Here is a 15,263-nt window from a genome sequence, read left to right as displayed (position 1 = left end):
CGGTCGATCACGTGGGCGGTGCCTTCGGGCATCGCCCCTTCCGGGGCCGGCCGGCCTTCAGCAGCCCGCATCCGGATCGACCCGGTTGCGCAGCTCCTCGCCCGCGAGATACCGGGCCAGGTTGTCGCGGAAGAGCCGGAACACCTCGGTGAAGTGTTCGAGAGCCGCGCTGGAGCAGTGCGCCGACAGGTACAGGTTCGGCGCGTCCCACAGCGGGTCGTCGGCGGGCAGCGGTTCGGCCGCGACCACGTCCAGCGCCGCGCCGCCCAACCGGCCGCCGCGCAGTGCGGCGATCAGGTCGGGCTCGACGACGAACGAGCCACGACCGACGTTGCAGTAGAACGCGCCCTCGCGCATCGCGGCGAATGCGGCGGCGTTCATCGTGCCGACCGTGTCCGCCGTCTCCGGCGCCGCCGACACCACCGCGTCGCAGCCGGCCAGCATCTCGTGCAGGTCGTCCGGGTGGAAGAGCCGGTCCACGTACTCGGCGGGCACCTCCACACGCCGCCGGGTCGCATGCACGATCATCCCGAACGCCTGTGCCCGGCACGCCAGTTGCGACCCGATCCCGCCGACGCCGATCAGCCCGAGGGTCTTGCCCCGGACCAGTCCGCCGAAGGCGGGTTTCCAGCGCCGCGTGTCCTGGAGCGCATCCAGGTCGCGATGCCGCTTGAAGAAGGCGAGCAGCCGGGCGAAGACGAACTCGGCGATCGGCGCGCCGTTCACGCCCGCCGCCGTGGTCAGCCGGATGCGCTCGGTGGGCAGCCCCGCCGAGAGCAGTTGCCCGTTGCCCGCCGCGCAACTCTGCACCCAGCGCAGCCTCGGCGCCAGGTCCGCCACGTCGAACGGCAGGTCGGCCACCAGCACGATCTCGGCCCGGGCCAGCAGGTTGCGCTGCTCGGCGGTCAACACGGGAGCCAGTTCGCGCAGCGCAGGGCGGGTCGCGGCGTCCGGCCGGCCGCGCGCGGTGCGCAGTTCCTCGGGCTCGACGTAGCGGCAGTCCACGATCTCCAGCCTGGGATCGAGTGCGCGCACCGCGTCCAGATCGGCCGCGAGCTCGGATGCCGGACGGATGTCCCAGGCGGACGGGTACATGATGCCGACGACGATCGGCCGCTGCTCGCGGGGGTGGGCGTCGGGGACGGGCCCGTGCTCGGGCCCGGGCGGGTGGATCACGCGGAGGTCCTCCGGTCCTTCAGTACGCCGAGGGTGTGCGTGGCGGCGTGGGTGTTCGCGAGGTAGTCAGGCGCGGCGGCGGTGTCCACGAACCAGCCGGTCGGGCACATGGTCAGGATTTCCACGAACGAGAAGCCGTCGCCGCGCAGTTGGGTGCGGAACGCGTTCTTGATCATCCGGGCGGTGCGGGTGATGTTGACGATGTCGTTGACCGCGCCGCGCGCGACGTACGCGGCGCCGTCGAGTTCGGCGATCAGATCGGCGAGTCGGATCGGGTAGCCGTGTTCGGCCGCGTCGCGCCCGCCGAGGGTGTTCTTCGTACGCTGGCCGAGCACGGTCGTGGCGGTCATGTGCCCGCCGGTCTCGCCGAAGACACCGTTGTTGAGCATGAAGCACGTGACGTTCTCGCCGCGCGCCGCCGTGTGCAGCACTTCCTGGAGGCCCTCGTTGACCATGTCGCCGTCGCCCTGCACGGTGAACACGAGAGTGTCCGGCCGACAGCGCTTGACGCCGGTCGCCAGCGACGGCGCCCGGCCGTGCAGTGCTTGCAGGACCTCGATGTCGAGGTTGTTGGAGTAGGCCGTGTAGCAGCCGATCCCGAATACCGCGATCGCCTTGGCGACCTGGTCGAGTTCCTGGACCTGCTCGACCATCGAGCGCATCGCGATCGGCTCGCCGCACCCCGGACACAGGTGGTGCGCCCCGACGTCGATCAGGTCGGGGGTGAAGTCGTGCACGAGCCGGGCGCCGCACGTGGGCGCGGCGGTCGTGGTGGTCAGGACCGGCAGTTCGCGACGCCCGGCGGGCTGTGGGCCGGTTCGGGGCGCCGCCGCCGGAGTCCCGGGGTTCGTCACCGACTTGTTGCCGGTCGGCGTTCCGGGGTTCGTCACCGACCCGCCGCCGGTCGGTGTTCCGGCGCTCATCGTGGCTCCGCCGCTCGCCGGGATTCGCCGGCCGGGTGGGCGTGCGGATCCGGAACCCTGGCCGGTCCGTCGTCGTCCGGCCCGAACGCGGCCTCGATCCGGCGCCGCATCGCGCCGACTTCGAGGTCGGGCGCGATGCCGAAGCCGGACGAATCCAGGCTGAGCCGACCGATGAACCGCACCGGCACCGCGCCCAGCACGGCCAGGCGTACGTCGTCCACCATCTGTCCTCCGCTGTTCTCGTACACGGCCACCAGCCGCGCGCCCGCCGCCGCGGCGCGCACGATCTCGCTCGGGAACGGCACCAGCGTGATCGGCCGCACGTAGCCGACCCGCAGGCCCAGCTCCCGCAGCTCGCGGACGGCCTGACGCACGTACAGCGCAGGCGTCCCGTACGCGACCACCACGACCTCGGCATCGGCCAGGAAACCGGTCTCCGCGCGGGGCTCGGTCTCGGCGACCATGCGCTCCATCGCGCCGCCGTGCCGGGTGTAGAACTCGGCCAGGTCGTAGCCGGCGTCCGTGCGATCGCCGGCGTGCCGTTGCTTGCGATCGGACAGCGGCGAGACGAGCCTGGCCGCGCCGGTACCGCCCGTCGAGCCGTCCAGGGCCCAGTCCCGTGCGGGCAGCGGGCCGAAGTCGCGGGGCCGGACGTCGACCGAGACGTGCGTGTGGGCCAGGTAGTAGTCGCCCATCACCAGCACCGGGCTGCGCCAGAACTCGGCCAGATGAAACGCGTATTGGGTCAACTCGACCGCCTCGCGCACATCGCACGGCGCGAGCACGAGATGCCGGTAGTCGCCGTGCCCGCCGCCGCGCGTGGCCTGGAAGTAGTCGCCCTGCGCGCGGGCCATGTTCAGCACCACGAGCGGAAGCCGCGCATAGACGATCTCGGCCAGCGACTCCTGCATCAGGGAGAGCCCCTGCCCGGTCGATCCGGTCGCGGCCGGCGTACCGGTGGCGGCGGCGCCCCACGCCATCCCGACCGCCTCCAACTCGCTCTCCGCGTTGACGCAGACGCCGCCGACCTCGGGCAGTCGGGCGGCCATGTGTTCGAGCACCTCGGTGAACGGCGTCATCGGGTAGCCGGCGAAGAACCGGCAACCGGCCGCGATCATCGCCTCGCCGATGGCGGCCGAACCGGGCAGTACGGGTGGCCGAGGGCCGATCTTGTTCATCCGCCGGTGCCTCCGGTTTCGTCGCGGGGTTCGTCGTACCGGTAGACCTGGAAGACGAAGTCCGGGCAGATCGCCGAACACGCCTTGCAGGCGATGCAACCCGGCAGCAGTTGCGGATAGCGGTAGCCGCGGTCGTTGACGTCGTCGACGGTCATGCGCAACACGTCCACGGGGCATGCGTCGATGCACAGGTCGCAGCCCTTGCAGGCGTCGACGTCGATGACGAGGGTGCCTTTGCTGAGCACGGGGCCGTCGGGGTGGGTGGCAGGTGCGTGGGTGGCGGGTTCATGGGCGGCCTCGAACTCGCGGCCGGCCGGTTCGTGGGCGGTCATGCGCACACCGGCCAGGCCCGCAGCGCCGGTCCGGCGTGCGCGTGTCCCACCCGCAGCGCGCTGCGGATGCCCTCGGCGTGCTGCGTCCGGTACGGCGGCAGCACCTCGGCCGCCGTGGCCAGGAGGGTGTCCAGGCCGACGACCGCGGTGGCTGCGGCGTACGCGCCGAGCGCGATCATCGTCACCGCCGAGGCGTTGCCGCTGCTCGCGGCCAACTCCGAGGCGGGGATGGGGACGAGCCGGCCGATGGTGGGTGTGTCGACCGGATCGCACAGGCTCGTGTTGAGCACGAGCAGGCCGTCGTCGTGCAGCCGTGAGTAGACGCCGCTCGCGTGGGCGGGGTGCAGGACCAGGGCGGACCAGGCCGAGCCGATCGTCGGCGGGCTGTCGATGGGGTCGTCGCCCAGGACCAGCGTGGTGTCCGAGTTGCCGCCGCGCATCATGCCGCCGTACGAACCGAAGTACATCGCATGCCGACCCTCGGCCACCGCGGCGGCGGCCAACAGCGCGGTGGCGAGCTGGATGCCTTGGCCGCCGATCCCGGTCAGTAGAACCTCGCGCTGCATGGGAACCCCTTCGCGGATGCCTGGGAGGACCTGCGGGACGTGTCTCGTGCCTCGTGTTCTCGTGCCTCGTGTGTCTTGCCGTTGGGAACGGTGGAGGTATGTGTCAGAACGTTGTTCCGGATAGTAGGATGAGGCGTTCCGACAAACAAGAGCGTCGTGGGATGGAAAGCGGGGATCGCCGGTGGACGGGATCGAAGCGGCGGCGAACTCCGCCGGCCTGATGGGCAGCGCGGTCCGCCGGCCGCTGGAGGCGCGCTGGGCGGCGTACGAGGAGGAGGTGCGGCGGTTGGTCGACGCGACCTACCGGGTGGTCGAGCGCACCGGCAGCCTGGATCCGACGATGCGCGACATCATGCGCGAGTCCGGGCTGTCGAATCAGGCGTTCTACCGACACTTCCGGTCCAAGGACGAGTTGCTCGTCGCGCTGCTCGACGACGGCCGGCGGCGGATGGCCGCGTACCTGGACCGCCGGATATCGGCCGCACCCGACACCGCCGGCAAGGTCGCGGCCTGGATCGAGGGCGTCCTCGCCCAGGCCGGTGACCCGGTCGCCGCCGCGCGCACCCGCCCGTTCGTCGCCCACCAGGACCGGTTGGCCGACCTGTTCCCCGCCGAACAACGCGACTCGGTCGAGGCGATGGTCCGCCCGCTCCGCGAGGCGCTGGCCGCGGCGCCGACCCGGGATCCGGCCGCCGACGCGCTCGCGGTCTACCGCCTGACCCTGGCCACCCTGCACGACCACCTGCGCACCGGCACGGCGGTCACGCCCGACACCACCGACCACACGGTGCGGTTCGCCTTGGCGGGGGTGGGCCTGGCGAGCGGCTGACCGGGCGGCGACGACCTGGTGCCGCGCTAGCGAGTTCGCATCGCCGTTTGGGTGTTGTCGTGTGGGGGTGACGGCCGCAGGGCAACGGCCTTGTCGTGGAAGGCCCGGATACGGGCGGTCTCGTGCGAGGCGCGCCACAGGAAGCCCCATTCGATGGGGGCGGCGTCGGTGAAGGGTATGTAGGCCACGTCGGGGCGGGTGTAGAAGCGGATCACCTGACTTCCGACGGTGAAGGCGCCTTCGCCGGCCCCGACCATGGCCAGCGCCTCCTGGAAGGAGGACACGCGTGCCCCGTGTGCGATGGGCCGCCCCTGCGGGGTCACGCGGGGGACCCGGTCCTCGGAGATGGAGGCGGGCGCGTTGTCGGGCATGCGCAACAGCGTGACGCGGGTCAGGTCCTCCTGGCTGACCTGCGACCGGGCGGCCAGGGGGTGCCGGGAGGAGACGGCAAGGTAGCGGGGCTCGCCCCACAGGGTGGGGCCGGTGACCATGTCCGGTTCGACTATGGGGCGGGTGTTGAGGACCATGTCGGTGCGGTGATCGCGCAGGTCCGAGATGCTGGTGTTCATCTGGAGTTCGTGGATGAGCACGTCGGAGGCGGGGTGTTCGGCGCGGTAGGCGCGAGCCACCTGCATGACGAACCCGCCCGCAGCGGCGCCGAGGAAGCCGACCCGCAGGGGACCGTCGAAGCCGCGGGCGGCCATGATCGCGTGCGCCAGTGCCTTTTGTACCTGCTCGTAGCCCGGACGCAGATCGTCGTGGAAACGGGCGCCGATCGTCGTGAGCGAGACGCGGCGGCTGGTCCGGTCGAACAGGGGCGCGCCGATGCGGCGTTCGAGTTTGCTGATGGTCTGGCTGACGCGACCGGTGGACACCCCCAGCTGCTCCGCCGCACGACCGAAGTGCAGCGTCTCGGTGAGCGCGAGGAATGCCTCGATCTCGTAGCGCTCCACGACCGCCCCCTTCTTGATCGTTGCGTGCTGCTCAACGATAGTTGATCAAGACGTTATTGTTCCGGGCCTGCGGCTGATCGATCGTTGAGGCACACATTCGCGACGCCGAACGGACGTGACATGACGCAGCATTCGAGCCGAATTCTGGTATTGGGTGGAACGGGCAAGACCGGTCGCAGGATCGTGGAGCGACTCCGAGAGCGCGAGGTCGACGTACGGGTGGGCTCACGCAGTGCCGACCCGGCGTTCGACTGGGAGGATCCGGCGACGTGGGCTCCGGCGTTGCGGGACGTGAGCGCTGTCTACGTGTCGTTCTACCCGGACCTGGCAGTCCCCGGAGCCTCTGCCGCGATCGAGGCCTTCACCCAGGCGGCGACGAGTGCAGGCGTGCAGTACCTCGTGCTGCTGTCCGGGCGGGGCGAGGAGGAGGCCCAGGTCTGCGAGCGCATCGTGGCGGACTCGGGGATCGCCTGGACCGTGTTGCGCGCAAGCTGGTTCAGCCAGAACTTCAGCGAGAACTTCCTCGTGGGGCCGGTCCTCGAAGGCGAGGTCGTCCTGCCCGTCGGTGATATTCCCGAGCCCTTCGTCGACACGGACGACATCGCCGACGTCGCCGTCGCCGTACTCACCGAGGACGGGCACAACGAGCGGATCTACGAACTGACCGGTCCCCGCCTGCTCACCTTCGCCGACGCCGTCGCAGAGATCGGGGCCGCGGCCGGACGCCACATCGACTTCGTGCCCGTCGGCGCGGACGACTACGCGGTGGTGCTCAAGGAGGCGGGCCTGCCCCACGACGACATCGACTTCCTCATCTACCTCTTCACCACCGTGCTCGACGGCCGCAACGCGCACTTGGAGGACGGCGTCCGCCAAGTCCTCGGACGTGCGCCGAGGGACTTCGCCGACTACGCCCGCGCCACTGCCGCCGCCGGAACGTGGAACGCGGACGCCTCGTAAGTTCCCCTCCCGGGCGATGCCGGCCCTGAGCGCGGCGACGATCACGCGTTCGTCGAGGCGACGCGAGGCTCGACGGGTCGCACTGATCGGTGCACGTACGGGGGCGTTCAGGTTCCGGCATGTCGCCCGGCCATCCGTCGTCACGTCTGTCGAGGGACGCGGGTCCGACCCGGCCCCGGGAGCACCGCGGACACTGGGAACACCGCGGACGCCGCGGTGACGGCGGGTGGGCGGCCACTGGATCGGCATCGGCGCGACCCGGTGCGCGAACAACCCCTTCCGACACCGACCGTCTCGGGATCCAGGTGAGCTCCCGCGTGCCGAACGCCAAATGATCGATCATCGGCCGGCACGGGTGGCTGACACGCGGGTTGTGGCCGGGAGTTGCCTGGTCGGCCAGGCGATGTCGTCGATCGTCAGGAACGGTTCGCCGGCCACGGTCGCCGGGGTCAGTCCGGTGAACGCGGTGACGTCCCGATGCAGGTGGGACTGATCGGTGTAGCCGCACTCGGCCGCGACTCGGGCCGCGGTGTCACCCGCGACCAGGCGGTGGACGGCGTGGTCGAAGCGGACCAGTTTCGCGGCGCGCTTGGGTGGTATGCCGATCTGTGCCTGGAACCGGGTCCACAGGCGCTTGCGGCTCCAACCGAGTTCGGCCGCCAGTCGGTCGATCCGGACCAGGCCACGCCCGACCCCGATCCGGTGCCAGGCCCGGGCCACCTCCGGATCCACCGGCGATCGTGGCTCGTATCGGCGGGCGAGCAGCGCCTGCGTCAACGCGAAGCGGTCCTGCCACGAGTGGGCTTCCGCCAGTTGCTCGCGAATTCGTGACGCCTCCCGGCCCCACAGGTCCTCCAGGTCCACCAGGGCGCCGTCCAGGTCGGCCGGGCCGACGCCCAGAATCGTGCGGGCCACCACCGGCGACAGACGGACCTGCACGCACGCGACGTCTTCGCCCCACGCCCGGACCGCGCCTCCGCACCCGAACCCGGGCCCGGCGACGACACTTCCCCGACGCCGCCGCACGGCGCCGTCGTCCACGACGGGCCGGCTCGCCCCGAACTCCAGGATCAGCATCACGGCCGGGTGCGGGACCACCCGCAAGCCACCCCTGAGCGGGCCGGGAACACTGAACCCGGCCATGTCGACGCCTGCCATCGGGCCGGCCCGGCGTGGACGCGCCACGTCCCACGCAGCCGGATCCTCACGCGCATTCGCGGTGAACCGCATCGTCACAGGTTACGCGGGGCCCGGGGACGGAACATTCGTACAATCCACCGGTACACCCCGGCGGCGACGCTGAGCCCATGACTCTTCCCGACGATCGACCGCAGGTGAACGACGGCGCTGCCGCGGCAACCACCGAAGACTCGCGCCTGCCCCTGGAGCACGGCGACGTGTACGTCCGCCGGGACGGCCCCCGCAACGCCCCCGCGCTCGTGCTCATCCACGGGTCGGCCTCCTCGACCCGCTCGTGGGACCGACTCGTTCCGCTGCTGACCACGGCACATTGCGTCGTCCGGATCGACCTGCTCGGCCACGGCCGGTCGTCCGAACCGGCCGACCACGGCTACGAGATCACCGAGCAGGGCCGCACGGTCGGCGCGGCACTTAACCGGCTCGGGGTCGAGCACGCCGTCGTCGTCGGCCATTCCAGCGGTGGCTATGCCGCCACCGCCCTCGCCGAGCAGCGCCCCGACCTGGTGACCGCGCTTTCGCTCGTCAACACCGGTCCCGGCCTGGACGCCTTCGTCGCGACGGAATCCGCCGCCATCGGCCCCGAGCACTGGCCGCCGACCGATGAACAGGTCCGGCACTTCGCAACCACGGCCTTTCGGGCGGGCTTTCGAATCCCGCAAGAGCTCGTCGACGATATGCGCGGCATGACCCACCACGCGTTCACCACGTCCATGCGGGCGTCCCGCGCCTATCTGGACCAACGGACGCTCCCCGACCGACTGAAGACCCTCGGCAAGCCGCTCCAGGTGATCTTCGGCGACCAGGACCGCCGATGGCGCCCGTCATCGGCCGCCGACTACCGCGTCGTCCCGGGCGCAACCGTCGAACTCCTCCCCGGCTCCGGCCACACCCCCATCGTGGAGGACCCCCAGCAAACCGCCGCCCTACTCCTCCCGTTCACCACAACCCACGCCACCCGACCCCGAAACGACATTTGACACCGGCGCGAACAGGACGGCGTCCCCGTCCGCGTCGCCTTCCGTTGAGGTGCGGTACCGACGTGGCCGGTGGTCAGGAAGTGCCGGTGGGTGTCATGCGGTGGATGATGTCGCGGTCGGTGATGGCGGCGCGGCTGCCTTCGCTGTCGAGCCATCGGCCGAGGCGGGTGTGGAGTTCACCGGCCTGGTCGACGGTCAGGCCGGTGATCGGGACGCGACCCAGGCACATGCGGGGTCGGGTGGGGTGACCGTGGGGATCAGGTCGGGTCGGTGTCGGGCGAGGTGGTGCAGGAGGACGAGTCGGTGGTGTTCCTGGACGTGGGCGACGACACCGGGCTCGTCGTCTGCCGGTGCCACGAACACCCGTAGCCGCGCTCCACACGCCCGCTCGGCGCGAGCCGCACAGTCCACGCGGGCAGGGTCACGGTCACGGGGGCGGCTGGGAGAGTCGGCTCGATTCCGGTGCTCATGATGTCCTCCAGGTGATCTCGGCCCAGGCGGCGCTGGTGCCGTCGATGCGGTCGTGACCGAACTCGTCGGCGAGCAGGGCGACCAGGCCGATCCCGTACCCGAACGGATCGACGCTGCCTCGATCGATCCACCGCCGGCGGCCGGTATCGCTGACCGTGATGCGTGCACGTTGACCGTGCACGGCGACCGTGATGGTGAAGTCGTCTGCGCCGCCGAACCGGATTGCACTGGTCGCCAGTTCGGACGCGATTACGAGTGCGTCGTCGAGGCGCGGAGTGTCCGCCAGGATCAGGGCCACATGGACGCGCGCGACTCCGGCCATCACGGGCGTGGTCGGCAGCGTCACGGTGGACTCGATGGGCTCGGCCACGGCACTCCCAAACGGTCACATTCCGTACGAGCTGTGACTACAGCTTGTTCCTGTAGCTACAGCTTGTCAACCTGTACGCGTACATCGCCGAGCAAGGGAGCGCGCGCCATGTCGTACGAGACACCCGCCTACCAGCGGGTCGCCGCCGATCTGCGTCGGCAGATTCTCGACGGGACGCTTCCGCCCGGGGCGCGGGTGCCGTCCCGGGCCGAAATCAGCGCGCGGTACGAGGTATCCGAGACGGTTGCGTTGTCCGCGCTGCGGCTGCTGGTTGCCGAGGGCCTGGCCGAAGGGCGATCCGGCTCGGGCACCTACGTGCGTGAACAGCCCATACTCAGCCGACTGGTTCGCCATCCTCGCCGCGAGCGCGAGGGCTCGCCCTGGGCAGCCTCGATGGCCGGGCGCGGCCAAGCCGGTACCTGGTCGTCGAGTTCGGGTACTGCCGAGGCTCCGGCCGATATTGCGGCACGGCTACAGGTCCGGGCCGGCGCCCGATGCATGCGCACCCGGTATGTGTTTCACGCGGACGGCGTCCCGGTGATGGTGTCGTATTCGTACGAACCGCTTGCGATCACCGATGGGCAGCCGATCCTGATGCCGGAGGACGGTCCGCTCGCGGGTCGCGGCGTGGTCGAGCGCATGGCGGCGATCGGGATCGAGGTCACCGACGCCGAGGAGGACATCACGGCCAGGCCGGCACTGGCCGAGGAGGCTACGCTCCTGGGCGAGCCCGCGGGCACGATCGTGCTCGTAATCCGACGTACGTACTGCGATTCGTCCGGACGGCCGGTCGAGACGGCCGACATCCTGGTACCGGTCTCGCGCTTCAGCCTGGTCTACCGGCTGCCGATCGAGCCGACCTGACGACGCTCACGGACCGCCCGAGCCACAGCCCAAACGCAGGGGCCACACCCGTCAGCCGGCCGGGACGCCGACGTCGACTTCCACGGTTATGCGACGACCTCTGGATGAATGAGCCCGATGTGATCAGTCGTTGTCGAAGAGGTTGAGGCCGTGGTCGAGGTCGGCATGGAACGTGGGTCGGGCGGCGGTCGGGCCGCTCAGGACGAACTCGTAGGCGGCGTCGTCAGGGGCGTCGGGGGCCAAGAGATGTCCGTGGACCTCCACTTCGTACCAGCCGGGTGGTACGGAAACGCGACGATGCCGGGGATGGTCGGGCGTCCACTGCGTGAGGTAGCCCAGGCCGCACAGCAGCAGCTCTCCCGACCGGACGTGCAGAACCCACCCGGTGGAGGTCACCTTGGGGTCCTGCCACGGTGAAGGGCTCCAGGCGTGGCGTACGAGCACGGTGTAGAAGCCGGGATCGATGTTCTGCGCGGGAATCGCGATGCCGTCCCGTACGACCCGGTCGCCCTGCTCACTCGTGCTGAACAGCCGCAGCAGATTCCTGCCGACGGGGCTGCCTCCACCGACATCGTCGAGCCCTGTGGCATCGAGCAGCACGAAGCCGAAGAGCTCGGGAAAGCATCCTTCGAACCGCGCGGTGGGAAACGTCATGGCCGAACAGTACGAGTCGCGCCTGCACGCGGCCTCCCGCGAAGCGGGGTACGGACCGCGTTTCGCCCGCGCCTCTCGCAGGAAACGGTCCGACTTCCGGTCCGGTCACGGGAAAGGGAGCGAGGGCCTCGATGAACCCCGGACCATCCGGGTGGCGCCCGCGTTGCTTCCGGGGCCATTGGTCGTTGGTCCGGGGGTGTGGTGTCGGGGTGCCGGTGGGCGGTGCCATTCGGTCGGACGGAGCGAACGTGGACGGCACGGACGAGATGCGGGTCGTGCAGCTTGCCGCCGGGGGCTGCGGGGCCCGGGCGTTGGCGGTTGCGGCCAGGCTCGGCATCGCCGACATCGTGGCGGATGGGGCGATGCCCGCGAGGGAAATCGCCAGGCGCACGGAATCGGATCCCGAGGTCATGGCGCGGCTGATGCAGACGCTGGCCATGTGGGGCGTCTTCACCCGGGATGCGCACGACGGGTTCGCCTTGAGCGAGGCCTTCGCGCCGCTGCGAGCCGATCATCCGCGGTCCGTGCGCAATCTGTGCATTCTGACGGCGGAAACGTACGACGACGCCTTCGGAGCATTGTCGGCAACCGTTCGCACCGGGCGCTCGGGCTTTGAGCGGGTCTTCGGCGTCTCGCTCTACGAGTTCCTGGAGAAAAGTCCGGACACCGGCCGGATCTTCGACGCGGCGATGGCGGAACTGGCTCGCCCGACGGCCGCCGCGCTCGCGCAGGAGTACGACTTCACGGGGGTCGACACGCTGATCGACGTCGGCGGCGGCGACGGCACGACGCTGGCCGGTGTTCTGGCCGACCACCCCCACCTTCGCGGGGTGTGTGTCGATCGGCCGGATGTGTGCGCGCGGGGCGAGGCGACGCTCGGGGCGTCCGTCGGGCAACGGATCGCCGACCGGATCTCCTTCCGCGCCGCGGACATCTTCGAGGAGGTGCCTGCGGGCGGCGATCGCTATCTGCTCAAGAACGTCCTGCACGACTGGCCGCCGGAGAGGTGCGTGCGTCTCCTGACCGCGGTGGGCCGGGCCATGCGCCGCACCGCCGAAGCACGTGAACCCGGCCTCGCCCCGCCTCGGCTGCTCGTGCTCGAACCCCTGCTGGACCAGGAGTCCGACGCCGCCCACGTGCTCTTCCAGATGGTGATGTGCGGGAAGGACACCGGCGGTCTCGGCGAGCACGATCTGCGCGCACTGCTGGAACGGGCGCACTTCACCGTCCTGTCCGCCTGGCGATCGACCGCCGGCCATCACGTCTTCGAATGCGAGCCGAAAGGCTGACCGCCTACACCTCTACGGCAACTCCGTTGTGGTTGCGTGTGGTTGCGGTCGGAGATCCGTCCACCATCCGAGTGAGCGGATCTCCCCCCGCCCGGTCTTCAGGAAGGGCGCTCGGCCATGACGACCAGGCCCGGCCCGCTCTGCTCATCCGCGGGGAGCCGGAGTTCGGCGACCGGGCGCAGTCCGGCCTGCTCGATCAGGTCCACGAGTTGTTCCGGCCGCCATTTGTGCGTGGTCCAGCGCACGGGCACTCCCCCGTATGCCTCGGTGCGCAGCGCGTCTTCGTCGCCGACGTGTGTTGCGGTGATGAAGTGGCCGCCCGGCTTCAGGGCGCGCGCGAACAGGGCCAGAACCTGAGGAAGGACGTCGCGGGGGAGATTGAACAGTGACCACCACCCGAGCACGCCGCCGAGGGACGCTTCTGCCAGGTCGAGGTCGGTGGCGGAGGCGACACTGAAGCGGCATCGCGGATGAAGACGGCGCGCGTTCTCGATCATGCGGGATGAGAGATCGACTCCGGACACGTCCAGTCCGCGTTCGGCGAGGTAGGCGGTCACCGTTCCGGGCCCGCAGCCGACGTCGAGGACGGGCCCGAGCCCGCGCACCGTGTCGGCGAAGGCGTCGATCGATGCCTTGAGCCAGGGATGGCTACGGATGTCACCGACCCCCGTCGTCACCACCATGTGGGCGTAGTTGTCGGCCACCCGGTCATAGGAATCCCGGACCACGTCGAGATCTGCCGGGCGGTCGATGTGGTGTGCGCGCATCAGCCAACAGTAGGACCGCGGTCCCTATGCCGATGGGCTTCCCCGGTGTCGATACCGAGACCGCGCCGAATGCACCGCCACGGCGCACCGGCGTCGGCCCCGCTGTGGCGGGGACGCACCGGGGCCGGCACCCGGCTGTGTGCGGGGTCTTGACCGGGAATCCGTGGGAGCTACCGCAGTTGCTCGCGGCGGCGGGTCAGGTGGGCGATCTCGGCGGTGTTGCCGGCCAGTTCGATGGCTTTGTCGTAGGCCGCGCGCGACTCGTGACCGCGGCGCAGTCGGCGCAGCAGGTCGGCGCGGGTGGCGTGGTAGGCGTGATAGCCGGCCAAACCGTGCTCGAGACGGTCGACGGCCGCGAGTGCCACCTCCGGGCCGTCCAGTTCGGCGACCGCGACGGCCCGGTTGAGGGCGATGATCGGTGAGGGGTCGAGGCGGACCAGCCGGTCGTAGAGGGCGAGGATCTGCGACCAGTCGGTGTCGCGTATGTCGCGGGCGGAGGTATGCACGGCGTTGATCGCCGCGAGAATCTGGTAGCGACCCGGAGCCACCCCGGCGGCGGCGGCGACCAGGCGCTCGCGTACCAGCCGGTGCCCCTCGGCGATCAGCGCCGCGTCCCAGGCCCCGCGGTCCTGCTCGTCGAGAGCGACCAGTTCGCCGCCGGCCGAGACCCGGGCGGGCCGGCGGGCCTCGACGAGGAGCATCAGCGCCAGCAGCCCGGCCACTTCACCGTCGTCCGGCATGAGGGCGCGGATCAGACGAGTGAGCCGGATCGCCTCGGCGGTCAGGCCGGGACGTACCGGATCGGTGTCGGGGCCGGTCGCCAGGTAACCCTCGTTGAAGACGAGGAACAGGACGGCGAGCACGCCGGAGACGCGCGCCGGGAGATCCTCGGCGGACGGCACGCGGTAGGGGATGCGGGCCGCCTTGATCTTGGTCTTCGCGCGGGTGATCCGCCGGCCCATGGCGCTCTCCTGCACCAGGAAGGCGCGGGCGATCTCGGGCACGGTCAGACCGCCGACCATGCGCAGGGTCAGCGCCACGCGGCTCTCCATGGCCAGCGCCGGGTGACAGCAGGTGAAAATCAGCCGCAGCCGGTCGTCGTCGATGGCGTCGGCGTCGGCGTCGGCGTCGAGAAGCTCGGGCAGGTCGTCGTCGTACAACATCCGAGCCTCCTTGTGCTTGTCGTCGCGCTTGTTCTCGCGCCGAATCCGGTCGATGGCCTTGCGGTTGGCGGTGGTGGTCAGCCAGGCGCCGGGGTTGGGGGGCACGCCGTCGGCCGGCCACCGCTCGACGGCGGTCGCGAACGCCTCGGCCGCCGCTTCCTCGGCGACGTCGAGGTCACCGAAGCGCCTGGTCAGGGCGGCGACCACCCGGGCCCACTCCTCGTGGTGGGCCCGGGTGACCGCCTCGCGGACGTCGATGTCGTTCACTGGAACGGCCGCACCTCGACCTTGCGATCGCAGACCTTCGACGCCTCGGCGGCGAGCTCGAGCGCAACGTCCAGGTCGGGGGCCTCCCACACCCAGACGCCTGCGAGGTACTCCTTCGACTCCACGAAAGGCCCGTCGCTGAGCACCGCCTGCTCGCCCCGGTTGTCGACGACCGTGGCCGTGTCGGTGTCCGCGAGTCCGCCCGCGAACACCCAATAGCCCTCGGCGATCAGTCGTTCGTTGAATGCGCTGATGGCGGGCTGCCTGTCCGTGCTGCCGGGATTGCTCTTGTCATCGATCACGGAAACCAGGTACTGCATCCGA

18 protein-coding genes are annotated in these 15,263 nt (G+C 70.5%); 5 read left to right on the top strand and 13 right to left on the bottom strand.

Annotated features, from left to right (window positions below):
- Positions 1-57: 57 nt before the first annotated feature.
- From ACFZBU_RS24975 to ACFZBU_RS24955, 5 genes are read right to left on the bottom strand one after another with little or no spacing between them, the layout of a single operon-like run.
- Positions 58-1,176 carry a D-2-hydroxyacid dehydrogenase gene (locus tag ACFZBU_RS24975; RefSeq protein WP_391585847.1) on the bottom strand — a complete coding sequence of 373 codons (1,119 nt, stop codon included), beginning with the start codon at positions 1,174-1,176 and terminating at the stop codon, positions 58-60.
- Positions 1,173-2,099: a thiamine pyrophosphate-dependent enzyme gene (locus ACFZBU_RS24970; protein ID WP_391585846.1), complete on the bottom strand. Its 927-nt coding sequence runs from the start codon at positions 2,097-2,099 to the stop codon at positions 1,173-1,175. Before ACFZBU_RS24970 ends, ACFZBU_RS24975 begins: the two co-directional genes overlap by 4 nt.
- Positions 2,096-3,277 carry a hypothetical protein gene (locus tag ACFZBU_RS24965; protein ID WP_391585845.1) on the bottom strand — a complete coding sequence of 394 codons (1,182 nt, stop codon included), beginning with the start codon at positions 3,275-3,277 and terminating at the stop codon, positions 2,096-2,098. The genes ACFZBU_RS24970 and ACFZBU_RS24965 overlap by 4 nt, the downstream gene beginning before the upstream one ends.
- On the bottom strand, positions 3,274-3,609 hold the full coding sequence (locus ACFZBU_RS24960) for a ferredoxin family protein (protein ID WP_391585844.1): 336 nt from the start codon (positions 3,607-3,609) through the stop codon (positions 3,274-3,276). Before ACFZBU_RS24960 ends, ACFZBU_RS24965 begins: the two co-directional genes overlap by 4 nt.
- Positions 3,606-4,175 carry a 2-oxoacid:acceptor oxidoreductase family protein gene (locus tag ACFZBU_RS24955; RefSeq protein ID WP_391585843.1) on the bottom strand — a complete coding sequence of 190 codons (570 nt, stop codon included), beginning with the start codon at positions 4,173-4,175 and terminating at the stop codon, positions 3,606-3,608. Before ACFZBU_RS24955 ends, ACFZBU_RS24960 begins: the two co-directional genes overlap by 4 nt.
- Positions 4,176-4,356: 181 nt before the next feature.
- Here ACFZBU_RS24955 and ACFZBU_RS24950 point away from each other — a divergent pair, with 181 nt between their 5' ends.
- Positions 4,357-5,004 carry a TetR/AcrR family transcriptional regulator gene (locus ACFZBU_RS24950; protein WP_391585842.1) on the top strand — a complete coding sequence of 216 codons (648 nt, stop codon included), beginning with the start codon at positions 4,357-4,359 and terminating at the stop codon, positions 5,002-5,004.
- 26 nt (positions 5,005-5,030) lie between these two features.
- On the opposite strand, the gene ACFZBU_RS24945 is transcribed toward ACFZBU_RS24950, so the two are convergent.
- The gene (locus tag ACFZBU_RS24945) at positions 5,031-5,957 is read right to left on the bottom strand and encodes a LysR family transcriptional regulator (RefSeq protein WP_391585841.1); all 927 of its coding nucleotides are present in this window, start codon (positions 5,955-5,957) and stop codon (positions 5,031-5,033) included.
- Between the two features lie 120 nt (positions 5,958-6,077).
- Between ACFZBU_RS24945 and ACFZBU_RS24940 the strand changes: the two genes are divergently transcribed.
- Positions 6,078-6,917, top strand: a complete 840-nt coding sequence (locus tag ACFZBU_RS24940) for an NAD(P)H-binding protein (protein ID WP_391585840.1) — start codon at positions 6,078-6,080, stop codon at positions 6,915-6,917.
- Between the two features lie 339 nt (positions 6,918-7,256).
- On the opposite strand, the gene ACFZBU_RS24935 is transcribed toward ACFZBU_RS24940, so the two are convergent.
- Complete coding sequence (locus tag ACFZBU_RS24935) at positions 7,257-8,147, bottom strand: helix-turn-helix domain-containing protein (protein ID WP_391585839.1); 891 nt, start codon at positions 8,145-8,147, stop codon at positions 7,257-7,259.
- 77 nt (positions 8,148-8,224) lie between these two features.
- Between ACFZBU_RS24935 and ACFZBU_RS24930 the strand changes: the two genes are divergently transcribed.
- Positions 8,225-9,094, top strand: a complete 870-nt coding sequence (locus ACFZBU_RS24930; RefSeq protein ID WP_391585838.1) for an alpha/beta fold hydrolase — start codon at positions 8,225-8,227, stop codon at positions 9,092-9,094.
- Positions 9,095-9,167: 73 nt separating this feature from the next.
- On the opposite strand, the gene ACFZBU_RS24925 is transcribed toward ACFZBU_RS24930, so the two are convergent.
- Entirely contained in the window at positions 9,168-9,323 is a 156-nt protein-coding gene (locus ACFZBU_RS24925; RefSeq protein WP_391585837.1) for a hypothetical protein, read from the bottom strand.
- A 237-nt stretch (positions 9,324-9,560) separates the two neighbouring features.
- The gene (locus tag ACFZBU_RS24920; protein ID WP_391585836.1) at positions 9,561-9,935 is read right to left on the bottom strand and encodes an ATP-binding protein; all 375 of its coding nucleotides are present in this window, start codon (positions 9,933-9,935) and stop codon (positions 9,561-9,563) included.
- Positions 9,936-10,043: 108 nt separating this feature from the next.
- Between ACFZBU_RS24920 and ACFZBU_RS24915 the strand changes: the two genes are divergently transcribed.
- Complete coding sequence (locus ACFZBU_RS24915) at positions 10,044-10,799, top strand: GntR family transcriptional regulator (protein ID WP_391585835.1); 756 nt, start codon at positions 10,044-10,046, stop codon at positions 10,797-10,799.
- A gap of 123 nt (positions 10,800-10,922) precedes the next feature.
- On the opposite strand, the gene ACFZBU_RS24910 is transcribed toward ACFZBU_RS24915, so the two are convergent.
- Positions 10,923-11,453 carry a hypothetical protein gene (locus ACFZBU_RS24910; RefSeq protein ID WP_391585834.1) on the bottom strand — a complete coding sequence of 177 codons (531 nt, stop codon included), beginning with the start codon at positions 11,451-11,453 and terminating at the stop codon, positions 10,923-10,925.
- Between the two features lie 248 nt (positions 11,454-11,701).
- On the opposite strand from ACFZBU_RS24910, the gene ACFZBU_RS24905 reads away from it, so the two are divergent.
- Positions 11,702-12,742, top strand: coding sequence for a methyltransferase (locus ACFZBU_RS24905; protein ID WP_391585833.1), 1,041 nt, complete (start codon positions 11,702-11,704; stop codon positions 12,740-12,742).
- Positions 12,743-12,840: 98 nt separating this feature from the next.
- Here ACFZBU_RS24905 and ACFZBU_RS24900 read toward each other — a convergent pair whose 3' ends face one another.
- The 3 genes from ACFZBU_RS24900 to ACFZBU_RS24890 form a co-directional block, all read right to left on the bottom strand.
- Entirely contained in the window at positions 12,841-13,509 is a 669-nt protein-coding gene (locus ACFZBU_RS24900; RefSeq protein WP_391585832.1) for a class I SAM-dependent methyltransferase, read from the bottom strand.
- 170 nt (positions 13,510-13,679) lie between these two features.
- Positions 13,680-14,939: an RNA polymerase sigma factor gene (locus ACFZBU_RS24895; protein WP_391585831.1), complete on the bottom strand. Its 1,260-nt coding sequence runs from the start codon at positions 14,937-14,939 to the stop codon at positions 13,680-13,682.
- Entirely contained in the window at positions 14,936-15,259 is a 324-nt protein-coding gene (locus ACFZBU_RS24890; RefSeq protein WP_391585830.1) for a YciI family protein, read from the bottom strand. Before ACFZBU_RS24890 ends, ACFZBU_RS24895 begins: the two co-directional genes overlap by 4 nt.
- Positions 15,260-15,263: the final 4 nt, after the last annotated feature.

Source organism: Embleya sp. NPDC008237, from assembly GCF_042956465.1.
Lineage (GTDB): Bacteria > Actinomycetota > Actinomycetes > Streptomycetales > Streptomycetaceae > Embleya.
This window is presented reverse-complemented; position numbering and strand designations above follow the sequence as displayed.